At 34.5% G+C, this 12,571-nt stretch carries 9 protein-coding genes; 8 read left to right on the forward strand and 1 reads right to left on the reverse strand.

The features are described 5' to 3' along the window. The first annotated feature begins 1 nt into the window (after nucleotide 1). The 3 genes from porM (at nucleotide 2) to C1X07_RS21145 (ending at nucleotide 3,574) form a co-directional block, all read left to right on the forward strand. Nucleotides 2-1,549, forward strand: coding sequence for a type IX secretion system motor protein PorM/GldM (porM, locus tag C1X07_RS21135; RefSeq protein ID WP_103072038.1), 1,548 nt, complete (start codon nucleotides 2-4; stop codon nucleotides 1,547-1,549). Between the two features lie 19 nt (nucleotides 1,550-1,568). Further along, nucleotides 1,569-2,459: a type IX secretion system ring subunit PorN/GldN gene (gene porN, locus C1X07_RS21140; protein WP_103072039.1), complete on the forward strand. Its 891-nt coding sequence runs from the start codon at nucleotides 1,569-1,571 to the stop codon at nucleotides 2,457-2,459. A 68-nt stretch (nucleotides 2,460-2,527) separates the two neighbouring features. Further along, nucleotides 2,528-3,574, forward strand: coding sequence for an NAD(P)/FAD-dependent oxidoreductase (locus C1X07_RS21145; RefSeq protein WP_103072040.1), 1,047 nt, complete (start codon nucleotides 2,528-2,530; stop codon nucleotides 3,572-3,574). On the opposite strand, the gene C1X07_RS21150 is transcribed toward C1X07_RS21145, so the two are convergent. Next, on the reverse strand, nucleotides 3,566-3,952 hold the full coding sequence (locus tag C1X07_RS21150; protein WP_103072041.1) for a DUF983 domain-containing protein: 387 nt from the start codon (nucleotides 3,950-3,952) through the stop codon (nucleotides 3,566-3,568). The two genes, C1X07_RS21145 and C1X07_RS21150, sit on opposite strands and share 9 nt — an antisense overlap. A 57-nt stretch (nucleotides 3,953-4,009) precedes the next feature. On the opposite strand from C1X07_RS21150, the gene C1X07_RS21155 reads away from it, so the two are divergent. From C1X07_RS21155 to C1X07_RS21175, 5 genes are all read left to right on the forward strand, one after another. Next, nucleotides 4,010-5,932: an ABC-F family ATP-binding cassette domain-containing protein gene (locus C1X07_RS21155; protein ID WP_103072042.1), complete on the forward strand. Its 1,923-nt coding sequence runs from the start codon at nucleotides 4,010-4,012 to the stop codon at nucleotides 5,930-5,932. A gap of 217 nt (nucleotides 5,933-6,149) precedes the next feature. Then, nucleotides 6,150-6,608, forward strand: coding sequence for a MarR family winged helix-turn-helix transcriptional regulator (locus tag C1X07_RS21160; protein ID WP_103072043.1), 459 nt, complete (start codon nucleotides 6,150-6,152; stop codon nucleotides 6,606-6,608). A gap of 166 nt (nucleotides 6,609-6,774) precedes the next feature. After that, entirely contained in the window at nucleotides 6,775-7,941 is a 1,167-nt protein-coding gene (locus tag C1X07_RS21165; RefSeq protein WP_103072132.1) for an efflux RND transporter periplasmic adaptor subunit, read from the forward strand. Between the two features lie 2 nt (nucleotides 7,942-7,943). Further along, nucleotides 7,944-11,174 carry an efflux RND transporter permease subunit gene (locus tag C1X07_RS21170; protein WP_103072133.1) on the forward strand — a complete coding sequence of 1,077 codons (3,231 nt, stop codon included), beginning with the start codon at nucleotides 7,944-7,946 and terminating at the stop codon, nucleotides 11,172-11,174. Continuing rightward, nucleotides 11,143-12,510: a TolC family protein gene (locus C1X07_RS21175; protein WP_103072044.1), complete on the forward strand. Its 1,368-nt coding sequence runs from the start codon at nucleotides 11,143-11,145 to the stop codon at nucleotides 12,508-12,510. Before C1X07_RS21170 ends, C1X07_RS21175 begins: the two co-directional genes overlap by 32 nt. Nucleotides 12,511-12,571 lie beyond the last annotated feature (61 nt).

The raw sequence follows: 12,571 nt of genomic DNA on the forward strand, positions 1-12,571 counted from the left end.
TATGGCAGGAGGAAAACTATCCCCAAGGCAGAAGATGATTAACCTGATGTATCTGGTTTTCATCGCAATGTTGGCATTAAATATGTCGAAAGAAGTATTGTCGGCGTTCGGTTTGATGAACGAAAAGTTGACAGAATCTAATACGATTGCAACTGCACGTAATGGTGCATTTATGACTGGTCTTGCTGAAAAAGTTGCAGAACAACCAGAAAAGTACACCCCCCTAAAAGCAAAAGCTGATCAGATTAGTACTTTATCTAATGAGTTTAACACATATTTAGACGGGCTAAAAGCCGAATTGGTTGCTGATAGAGAAGATCCTACAGATTATGAAACAATGGATCGACCTGATAAGTTGAATCAGAAATTTTTTGAAGGTGGTAAAGTTACTGCTGGAGCACAAGAGTTTCTTGATAATATCACAAAATATAGAGAAGGTGTATCTGCAGCAATAAAAGAAGTGAAAGAAGTTGATGCTTCTGTTGCTGATGATGTAATTAAAACTTTTTCTACTGAGGATGTAAAAGACAGATCTGGAGTAACTAAAAAGTGGTTAAATTATAACTTTGAAGGATTCCCATTAGTAGCTTCTTTAACGAAGCTTACTCAAATGCAAGCTGATGTAAAAACTACAGAAAGTAAAGTACTTTCTGCTTTATTAGCAGGACAACAAGCTTCTGAACTTTCGTTTAGTAACTATGAGGCAATTGTAGTTGCGGATAAAACTGCTTTCTTTAGTGGAGAGAGTTTCAAGGGTAGAATAGTTCTTGGACGTTTTGATGCGACGCTTAAACCAACCAAAGTTATGGTTAATGGTAAAGAGCAAACAGAAGTAAATAACGGACAAATTATGCTTGATTTCCCTGCAGGTAATGTTGGAGAAAGAGACGTAGCTGGAGAACTTCAATTTAAAGAAGGAGATTCTACTGTAACTATTCCTATTAAAAGTTCATATACTGTAATCCCTAGACCAAATTCTGCTGTAATTTCTGCAGATAAAATGAATGTGGTATATCGTGGAGTAAATAACCCAATGACAATTTCTATCCCTGGTGTACCAGCTGTAAATGCTTCTGCTCCTGGATTGAAAAAAGTTGGAGGTGCAGGAAAATATATGATGAATGTTACTGCTGTAAAAGCACGTGAAGTAAACATAAAAGTAAGTGGTAAACTTGCAAATGGTACAACAGTAAGCGACAGTAAGAAATTTAGAATTAAAGGTATACCAAGACCTGTAGGAACAGTTCGTGGAGAAGATGGTTCTATCAAAATGGCAAGAAATGCCCTGGAAATATCTTCTATTGGAGCAATCTTACCAGATTTTGATTTTGATATCAAACTAAAAGTTACTGGATTTAAATTTAAAGTAGAAGGACAGCCAACAGTAAGTGTTCCTGGAGGAAGACTTAATGCTAAAGCTAAATCAGCTTTGCGTAAAGCTAAAAGAGGTTCTTCTGTTCAAATTATTGATATTAAGGCACAGTTAACTACTAACTCTGGATATAAATTGAAAAAAATATCTCCAGTGGTTATCGAGTTAACAAATTAAAAAATAAACTTACGAAGTTATGAATTTGAGAAATTTTATATTAACCGTTTTTGGTCTATTGGTTTCTTCTATTTCTTTCGGGCAAGCAAATGTTTTAAATGCTAGTAATCCTGATGAGATTGGAAAGAAAACACAAGAGCAAATCTTATATGATAATGATCGTCCGTTAGAATACGGTTATGTAGATAAGCGTGATGTACTATGGGCAAAGACAACTTGGGAGACTATTGATCTTGATGAGCGAATAAATTTCCCTTTGTATTACCCTATAGATACATTTAATATTGGTGCTAACCGCCGTTCTTTATATGATGTATTAGTATCGAATATAAGAAATGGAAAAATTAAGAATATTTATTCAGATTCATATTTTACCGAAACTCGTACATTCGAAGATCTTCAGTCTACAATGTCTAAAATCGATACTACTGATTTAGGGTATGAGCAATATAATGCTGGAGAACAAGTAGATCCTCAATATATCAACAGAAGAGATATTACCTCTGCTGATATTGCAGAATATAAGATTAGAGGATACTGGTATTTTGATAAAAGATTAGGTGAGTTAAGATACAGATTGCTAGGGATAGCACCTGTAGCTCCCGATGTGAACTTTATCGATGATGATGAGCCAGATATGGTTGCATTATTTTGGATATGGTATCCTGATGCAAGAGAAATGCTTCATAATGCAAAGGCGTTTAATAGAAAAAACACTTCTATGCCATTTACCTATGATCATATTCTTAATGCAAGACGTTTTAATTCTGTGATCTATAAAGAAGATAACATACAAGGTGACCGTGAAATTAAGGATTATGTTGTAGATAACGCTTTGATGCAGCTTCTGGAAAGTGAAAGAATTAAAGAGAGTATTCGAAACTTCGAAATGGATATGTGGAGTTATTAATAGCTTCAAAAATCTATAAATGATAAATAAAACGCCCAGCTTGCTGGGCGTTTTATTATTTTTGACACATGTTAGATTATATCGTTGTTGGTTTCGGATTATCTGGATTGTCTTTTGTAGAGCAATTAGAGAATAAAGGCAAATCTTTTAAAGTGTATGAAAACTTTTCTCAAAAGTCTTCACGAGTTGCAGGAGGTATCTTTAATCCTGTTATTTTAAAGCGTTTTACATTAGCATGGAAGGCATCAGAACAAAGTAAAATTGCAAGTTCTTTTTATGCCCATATAGAATCTAAACTGCAGAAATCATTGGTTTCTGAGCTTCCGATATTACGCAGATTTAATGACGTAGAAGAGCAAAATAATTGGTTTGAAGCATGTGATAAACCTGTTTTAGGTGAGTTCCTTTCCCCAAAATTGATTCGAAACACAAATGCCGCACTAGATATACCTTTTCATTATGGAAAGGTAAAACATACCGGTAAAATCGAAATTAACAATATGCTATCTGCATATGCAGATTATCTTAAAGGAAAAAAAGCCTTTGCCGAAGAACCTTTTGAGTATGATAGGGTAATAATCCAGAAAGGTTTTGTTCAGTATAAAGATGTTAAAAGTAGAAATATTGTATTTGCTGAAGGTTTTGGAGTTAAAGACAATCCTTTTTTTAATTATTTGCCACTACAAGGTAATAAAGGTGAATATGTTATCATTAAATCCGAGAACCTTAAACTGAAAGAGATTGTAAAGTCTTCAATTTTTATTATCCCATTAGGAGATGATATGTATAAGGTAGGGGCGACGTATAATAATCAAGATAAGTCACCCCAAACGACTATCGATTCACGTGAAGAAATAGAAAAAAAATTAAAACGGTTCTTAAATGCACCTTATCAGATTGTAGATCAGGTAGCCGGAATTCGACCTACAGTTAGAGATAGAAAGCCGTTAATAGGAACACATGATAGCTATCCAAATATTCATATTTTAAACGGTATGGGAAGTAGAGGGATTTTATTGGCTCCTACTATGGCGCAAAATTTATATAATTGTATCGAAGAAGAAACTCCCTTAGATCAGGAAATCGATATCAAACGTTTTAAAAAATTACGATAGTTTTTTCTCTTTTTTATAATGTTTAAAAAAGTTGATCCAGATATTGCGTGATATCCTCATAATCACAGGTAAAAAGACAATCATCGTCCCTACGATTATTATAAAGGTAGTTACTAGATTTAGCTTAAAGAAAAGGTTGCTAATAACAAAAGCAGCAACAGCAAAAGCAATGCCAACGGGATAGCTAACATACATTGCGCCATAAAAAAAAGAAGGCTCTATTTTGTACTTGGTATTACAATGACTGCAGCGTTCGTGCATTTTTAAGGTCTGACTGAGTTTGTACGGATTAGACTCCTTATACATACTTTCTTCGTGGCATACAGGGCAACTACCTGTAAGAATGCTATAAATTTTGGTTCCTTTTAAGAAGTTCATGAGCGTTTTTATTCTAAGACAAAATTAATCATCTTTGCACAAAATATTCAAAAGCAGATGTTAAACATACATAACTTATCGATTTCGTTTGGAGGGGAGTATCTTTTTGAAGAAATAAGCTTCAGATTAAATGCAGGGGATCGAGTAGGATTAATTGGTAAGAATGGTGCAGGGAAGTCTACCATGCTAAAGATTTTATCCAAAGAGCAAGAGCCGGATTCTGGCCAGATTGCTATGGATAAAGAAGTTAAGATTGGTTTCTTAAAACAAGATATAGATTTTATACAAGGGCGTAGTGTTTTGGATGAAGCCTATGAAGCTTTTATCGAAATAAAAAAAATAGAAAGAGATATTGATGCCATCAATACGCAATTGGCAGAACGTACCGATTATGAAAGTGAGGGCTATAATCAACTTATAACCGATTTAAGCGACCTTACGCATCATTATGAGGTTTTGGGAGGGTATAACTATAAAGGCGAAACAGAAAGAGTATTACAAGGTCTAGGATTTAATAGAGAAGATTTTGATAAGTTAACAGATACATTTTCTGGTGGATGGCGTATGCGGATTGAGTTGGCTAAACTATTATTGCAGAATAATGATATTCTGTTGCTTGATGAGCCTACCAACCATCTGGATATAGAATCTATTATTTGGTTAGAGAATTTTTTAAAAAATTACCCTGGAGTTGTGGTTATCGTTTCTCACGATAAAATGTTTTTGGATAATGTTACCAATAGAACTATTGAAATATCCTTGGGTCGAATCTATGATTATAATAAGCCGTACTCAAAATACTTGGTATTGCGTAAAGAAATCAGAGAGCAACAATTAGCAACACAAAAAAACCAATCCAAGCAAATAGAACAAACTGAGAAGCTGATAGAAAAATTTAGAGCAAAAGCCTCTAAGGCTTCTATGGCGCAATCACTAATCAAAAAGCTGGATAAGATTGATAGGATTGAGGTAGACGAAGATGATAATGCCGTGATGACTATTAATTTTCCGATTAGTGTACAACCGGGAAAAGTAGTGATTGAAGCAGATAGTGTGGGCAAAAGTTATGGAGATAAAGAAATTCTTAAAGATGTCAATCTACTTGTAGAAAGAGGATCAAAAATAGCATTTGTAGGGCAGAATGGTCAAGGTAAGTCAACACTCGCCAAGATTATTATTGATGAGATTTCCTATTCAGGAGATTTTAAACTGGGACATAATGTACAGATAGGATATTTTGCTCAGAATCAATCAGAGTATCTGGATGGAGAATTAACCGTTCATGATACTATGATACATGCAGCAGACGAAAAAACACGAAGCAAAGTTCGCGATATGCTAGGAGCTTTCCTTTTTAGAGGTGATGAAGTAGATAAAAAGGTAAAAGTGCTTTCTGGAGGAGAACGAAACCGATTAGCATTATGTAAAATGCTCTTACAGCCTTTTAACGTGCTGGTAATGGATGAACCTACCAATCACCTTGATATCAAATCTAAAAATGTATTAAAAGAAGCATTAAAAAGCTTCGAAGGAACCTTGATTTTAGTGTCTCATGATAGAGATTTTTTGCAAGGGCTTAGCAATACAGTTTACGAATTTAAAAACAAAAATATCAAAGAATATCTCGGGGATATAGATTTTTATCTAGAAGAACGTAGAATCAGTGATCTAAGAGATGTAGAAAAGAAAGACAAACAAGAAAAGGTAATTACCAATACCAAAGAAACCGCGAAGCAATCCTATCAGGATCAGAAAAAAATTAAATCATTAGGAAATAAACTGAGTAATGTAGAGTCAAAAATTAATAAACTAGAGAGAGAAATTAAGGAGATTGATGTCGAGCTAGCCATTAATTATGATGAGACTATTGCGAAACCAGATTTTTTTGATAACTATCAGGCAAAAAAAGATCTTTTAGCTTCATTGATGGAAGATTGGGAAGTATTGCAAGAAGAAATTGATGAATTAAACAATGGTTAATACATTATGGTTTTTCTAGAGTTTGTAAAAACTGTTATAGGTAGATTAGATTGTAGATATGTTGTAGCACGTTAGTTTTAAAATAATAAATATAGTTATCCGTTATCTTTAAAGTGATTTAAAAAGCTATGTTATTTTTATGATATTTTTATTGGAAGTAACAAGTGCAACTAGATTTTTATAGATATTTTTACATTTAATTAAAAAAATAGTATATATGAATGATTTAAAAGCCATAGACTTAAATGCTCATGCATTGTCTTGGGTAGGTAAGATTCACTATGATTTTGGATTTTTGGTTCAAAAAGCATTTCAAGAAAATGGATTAGACCTTTCTAAAGAACAATGGAGTGTCCTGAAGCGTCTACATGTAAATGATGGACAACCTCAAAACGACCTGGCTTTTATAACGCATAGAGATAAAACCTCAATGACACGCTTGGTGAATACTATGGAAAGTAAAGATTTGGTGGTACGCAGAAGTGATGAGAATGATAGGAGAGTGAATCGTATCTTTCTTACCGACTATGCCAAAGAAGTGATTCAAAAAGTGCAGCCTATCATGTATGATCTTATTCCTGCGGTACAAGAAACTCTTAGTGAAAACGAAATAGAAGTATTGATTACAGCATTAAAAAAAGTAAAAACAAAAATAGCAGAAATTGCTGAAGAATAGTATTTTGAAGCATTTTTTTAAAAGATATAGGCATCTACTTAGTAGATGCTTTTTTTATGGAAACAACTGGATATTTTAACTTTTATGAGTTTTTTAACTGGAATACAAGACAATGCTTGATAGTTTTGTAGGCGATTCTACACTAAGTAGTGGTTGCCACTATCATATGAGAAAAATTATACTTGCAGTACTAGGAGTACTTTTAATTGCCGCCGCGCTATTTATTACTAAAAAAATTATAGACAATAAAAAACGACCTCAGCCCAAAGCCGCTAAGGTGATTAAGACAGTTTTTGTAGATACGGTTCAAAACAAAACTGTTCCTATTAAGATAGCAGCAAATGGAAACCTAACAGCAAAAAGGAGGTTAGAGTTGTATGCAGAGGTTCAGGGAATTTTTAAAGGAAGTGCTCAGCTTTTTAAAACAGGTCAAAAATATAAACGAGGACAAGCGTTAATTAGAATAGATGCGTCAGAGTATTATGCCAGTGTACAATCTGCCAAAAGTAATTTATACAATCTGGTTACTTCTATTATGCCTGATTTGAGATTGGATTATCCGGATATTTATGAGAAATGGCAAGGGTATCTCAATACCTTTGATATGAGTAAAGCAACTCCCAAATTGCCAGAGGTTACTTCAGAAAAAGAAAAATATTTTATTACCGGACGAAACATATATACTACATATTACAATGTAAAAAATCTAGAACAGAGATTAGCAAAATATACCATTTCGGCCCCTTTTGTAGGAGTACTTACCGAAGCATTGGTAACCGAAGGAACCCTAATACGACAAGGGCAGAAACTAGGGGAATTTATCGATACCAGTACATATGAAATGCAGGTTGCAATAGGAAAAGAGTATGGAGACCTACTTCAAGTAGGAGAATCTGTAGAGCTCTCTAATCTTAACAAAACAAAAACATATACAGGTACTGTGTCCAGAATTAACAGTAGTGTAGACCAAGCCACTCAAACCATAACTACTTTTATAGAAGTACAAGAGCCTACATTAAGAGAAGGGATGTATCTCGAAGCTAACTTAGATGCCAAAAAAGAGGAAAATGCAATAGAAGTAGACAGAGGGTTACTACAGGAAGGAAATAAAATATTTGTAGTACGAGATAGTATTCTTGATATTATTGATGTAAACCCAGTATTCTTCTCTGATAAAAAAGTGGTGCTCAAAGGAGTTCCTGATAATACTATTGTTTTGTCTAAAAATGTCCCAGGAGCTTATGCCGGAATGCTTATTAAAGTATATCAGGAAAAAACGAAAAATAGTAATGTGAGTAGTGATACATCTGCTAGTACAACCAAAAAACAATAATGATGCGTAAAATTATTGCTTTTTTTATTAAGTATCACGTTGCTGTAAATGTGATTGTACTGGCCTTTTTTGCATTTGGTATTGTAGGAGCACTCTCGCTTAAGTCATCCTTCTTTCCACTAATTGATTCTAAAGATATTAGTATTAGTATTACATATCCTGGAGCATCTCCACTAGAAGTAGAAGAAGGGATTGTGCTTAAGATAGAAGATAACCTTAAAGGATTAGATGGGGTAGAGCGAGTAACATCTACATCCAGAGAAAATAGCGGAACAATAAATGTTGAAATCGAAAAAGGAAAAAATATCGATTTTATGTTGCTTGAGGTTAAGAATGCTGTAGATAGGGTACCTTCATTTCCTGTAGGAATGGAGCCCCTAATTGTAGCAAAACGTGAAGCTATTCGCCCAACAATTAGTTTTTCGATAAGTGGAAATGAGATTCCTCTTGCAACCCTCAAACAAATTGCGCGCGAGGTAGAAAATGACCTTCGCGGTATAGATGGGATTTCTCAAATTTCTATAAATGGATACCCTGCAGAAGAAATTGAAATTGCTATCAATGAAAAAAACTTACTGGCATTTAATTTAAGTTTTAATGAAGTAGCTCAGGCGGTTAGTCGTGCAAATATATTGACGACAGGAGGAACCATAAAAACAGATACAGAAGAATATCTGATCAGGGCTAATAACCGTTCATATTACGGTAATGAACTTTCTAATTTGATAGTACGTGCTGATGCTACAGGTAGGGTTATACGTCTTAAGGATGTAGCAGAGATTCGTGATCGCTTTGCTGAAACACCTAATGCTACTTTTTTTAATGGTGACCTTGCAGTAAATGTTGTTATCACAAGTACCAATACAGAAGATCTTATTTCTTCGGCAGAAAAAACAAAAGAATATATTGCTGCATTTAATGAGAAGTATAATAATGTGCAGCTCAATGTGATTAGTGATCGATCAATAACGCTTGTGCAACGTACAGATCTTCTAACAGAAAATGCGATAATAGGAATGCTTTTGGTACTTGCGTTTTTATCCTTATTCCTCAATACACGTTTAGCGTTTTGGGTAGCTTTTGGACTCCCCGTAGCTTTTTTAGGGATGTTTATTTTTGCTGGGCAATTTGATGTTACGATTAATGTATTATCCCTGTTTGGGATGATCATTGTTATTGGTATTCTAGTAGATGATGGAATTGTGATTGCCGAAAATATCTATCAGCATTTCGAAAAAGGAAAAACCCCCGTTCAGGCAGCAATAGATGGTACAATGGAGGTGATCCCTCCAATTATATCTGCCATTATCACTACAATACTAGCTTTTGGAATTTTCTTGTTTCTAGATGGTCGTATAGGAGAGTTTTTTGGTGAAGTTTCGGTAGTTGTAATCCTTACATTAACCGTGTCTTTGGTTGAGGCTTTGATAATTCTTCCAGCGCATTTGGCACATTCTAAGGCGCTTCAACCACATGATTCAAAACCTAAAACAGGAATAGGGCAACTCTTTGCAAAGTTACGATATATCAATACTCTCGGAGATGCCATTATGAGCTGGTTACGAGATAAAATCTATAGCCCGTTGTTGCGTTTTTCGTTACAAAATAAACTATTTACCTTTTCGATCTTTGCAGTTATGCTTATTCTTACTGTAGGAAGTGTAGGAGGAGGGATTGTTCGAACTTCATTTTTCCCTCAAATAGCAAGTGATCAGATATCTATAAATCTTACTATGCCTAATGGGACTAATGAGAAAGTAACAGATAGTATAATTTCTTTGATAGCAAAAAGAGCTTGGGAAACTAATGATGAGTTAACAGAGAAATATCTAGGAGGATCAGAGTATGAAGGAAAGAAGCTATTCAAGAATGTAATTACTAATTTAGGTCCGGGATCTGCTTCGGCATCACTGGTTGTTAATCTGTTACCAGGAGAAGAACGCCCCGATGCAGTAGCCTCTGCAATGGTTACCGATCTTATTAGTAAAAAAATGGGAGAAGTTGCAGGAGTAGAAAGTTTGGTATATGGTAGTGGAGGTAATTTTGGAGGAAGACCAGTTTCAGTTTCACTATTAGGGAATAATATTGAAGAACTCAAAGCTGCAAAAGCCGAATTAAAAGAGATAATGGTAAATAATACTTTGCTTAAAGATGTTACAGATAATGACCCTGCTGGTATCAAAGAGATTCGTATCGAGTTAAAAGAGAATGCATACTTGTTAGGGTTAAATTTGCGTGATATAATGACACAAGTGCGTGCTGGTTTTTTTGGAGTACAGGCGCAGCGTTTTCAGAGAGGTCAGGATGAGATTAGAGTTTGGGTGAGATATGATCGCGATAATCGTTCTTCGATCTCTAATCTAGATGATATGCGTATTACTACAATTAGTGGAGATCGGATACCACTTCATGAGATTGCAAATTATAGTATAGAAAGAGGAGATGTGGCTGTTAATCATTTGGATGGGCGTCGTGAAATACAGATTTCAGCAGATTTGAAAAATGTAGAAACAACTAGTGCTACTGATCTTTTGCAAGAAATACGTACGTTAGTAATGCCAGAAATTTTATCCAAATACCCTACTGTAACACCTTCTTATGAGGGGCAAAACAGAGAAGCAGGTAAGCTTTTAGGATCTCTTGGGCCTGTTGGACTTACCGTGTTGGCTTTGATTTATATAACCATAGCATTTACCTTCCGAAGTTATAGTCAGCCGTTATTACTATTATTACTTATACCATTAAGCTTGCCGGCAGTTGCTTTAGGGCATTGGATGCACAATTTTTCTATCAATATATTATCAATGCTTGGTATTATTGCTTTGATTGGTATTATGGTTAATGATGGCTTGGTGCTTATCGGAAAATTTAACAGTAACCTTAGAGATGGTTTAAGCTTTGATAAAGCAATCTACGAAGCAGGTCGTTCTCGTTTTAGAGCTATATTCTTAACCTCATTAACTACCATAGCAGGATTAGCACCTTTGCTACTAGAGAAGAGCAGGCAAGCTCAGTTTTTAAAACCAATGGCAATTTCTATAGCATATGGAATAGGTTTTGCAACTGTGTTAACCCTATTAGTATTGCCTTTATTTTTATCATTTAGCAATAGTGTAAAAGTAGGGAGTAAATGGTTAATTACAGGAAATAAGATTACAAAAGAAGAAGTAGAACGTGCGATTAAAGAACAAAAAGAAGAAAATGAAGAGCATCATCAATTGCAAAAGAAGTAATATACTAGTAGGTTTCTTTCTTTTTTTAATTTCTGGAACTATAATCGGTCAGCAATTAACAAAGCAAGAAGCAATACGACTCACGTTAGAGAATAATTTTGGTATCTTGATTGCCACTAATACTATCGAAGTAGCCAGTAATAATAAGGGAATTTTGAATTCTGGATACTTACCCACATTAACGGGTAATGCGGGAGCAAATTATCAATCTGCAACTACCAATACATCTTTTCCAGGAGCCATAGATCAAAATACTGGGCAGCCACGTGCTGATATAGAGATAAAAGATGCAGAGACGCAGCGGTATAATGCAGGAGTAAACCTTAACTATACTTTATTTGATGGTCTGGGTCGGTTTTATAATTATAAAAGACTAAAGGAGCAATATAACCTTACAGAATTGCAAGCTAGAGAAACAATAGAAAATACCATATTACAATTGTTTACAGTATATTATGAGGTAGCCAGATTATCAGAAAACAAAGAGATTCTAGAGGAAACACTACGCATTTCTAAAGAACGTGTATTACGTTCTAATTATCAATTTGAGTATGGGCAGAATACAAAACTCAATGTTCTTAATGCAGAAGTAGATGTAGCAAACGATAGTATTAACTTGTTGAACACAAGACAGCAATTGGCAAATACCAAAAGAGACCTAAATGTAATTTTAGATAGTGAGTTAGATAAGGAATTTGATGTCGATACCATTATTAAGTTTATTCCTAGGTTTCAATTGGAAGAATATTTATCGACAGCGACAGAGAACAATGTTACACTTTTACAAAATGAGAGTAATCTGCGTATTAGTGACTATGATATTAAAGTAAGTAAATCAGGATATTTACCCTCAGTTGGATTAACAGGTTCTTATGGCTGGAATCAAAATAGAAACCCTCCTTCTACATTCTTTCCTGGTAATATCTCCGATACATATACTTTGGCCGCAGGAGTAAGTCTAACCTGGAACCTTTTTGATGGTGGGGGTACTATCACAAGGGTGAAAAATGCCAAAATTGCATTAGATAATCAAGAGATTGTAAAGAATCAGGTGAAAAAAGAGGTAGAAAGGAATATAGCCAATGCATTGGGTAATTATAGAAACCGATTAAATGTCTATAAGATCCAACAGCAGAATGTGATCACAAATCAAAATAATTTTGAGCGCTCGCAAGAGCGGTTTAAACTTGGTCAAATCACTTCTATAGAATTCAGACAAGCGCAGATCAACTTGATTTTGGCAGAGACGAATAAAAATTCTGCAAAGTATGATGCTAAGATTGCAGAGTTACAACTATTACAATTAACAGGACAGTTACTTAATATAGAGTTTTAACCAAATATTACAGAGCGTTGTGTATTTCCTGTGTTATTCATGTTAAAACTAAGATTTTGAT

Source organism: Aquimarina sediminis (genome assembly GCF_002895435.1).
Taxonomy (GTDB): Bacteria; Bacteroidota; Bacteroidia; order Flavobacteriales; family Flavobacteriaceae; genus Aquimarina; species Aquimarina sediminis.

Bases quoted from the DNA above. Each gene is read 5' to 3' on its own strand.
- C1X07_RS21160 (WP_103072043.1), top strand. From the start codon at position 6,150: ATGAATGATTTAAAAGCCATAGACTTAAATGCTCATGCATTGTCTTGG.
- C1X07_RS21165 (WP_103072132.1), top strand. From the start codon at position 6,775: ATGAGAAAAATTATACTTGCAGTACTAGGAGTACTTTTAATTGCCGCC.
- C1X07_RS21155 (WP_103072042.1), top strand. From the start codon at position 4,010: ATGTTAAACATACATAACTTATCGATTTCGTTTGGAGGGGAGTATCTT.
- C1X07_RS21150 (WP_103072041.1), bottom strand. From the start codon at position 3,952: ATGAACTTCTTAAAAGGAACCAAAATTTATAGCATTCTTACAGGTAGT.
- C1X07_RS21145 (WP_103072040.1), top strand. From the start codon at position 2,528: ATGTTAGATTATATCGTTGTTGGTTTCGGATTATCTGGATTGTCTTTT.
- C1X07_RS21175 (WP_103072044.1), top strand. From the start codon at position 11,143: ATGAAGAGCATCATCAATTGCAAAAGAAGTAATATACTAGTAGGTTTC.
- C1X07_RS21170 (WP_103072133.1), top strand. From the start codon at position 7,944: ATGCGTAAAATTATTGCTTTTTTTATTAAGTATCACGTTGCTGTAAAT.
- porM (WP_103072038.1), top strand. From the start codon at position 2: ATGGCAGGAGGAAAACTATCCCCAAGGCAGAAGATGATTAACCTGATG.
- porN (WP_103072039.1), top strand. From the start codon at position 1,569: ATGAATTTGAGAAATTTTATATTAACCGTTTTTGGTCTATTGGTTTCT.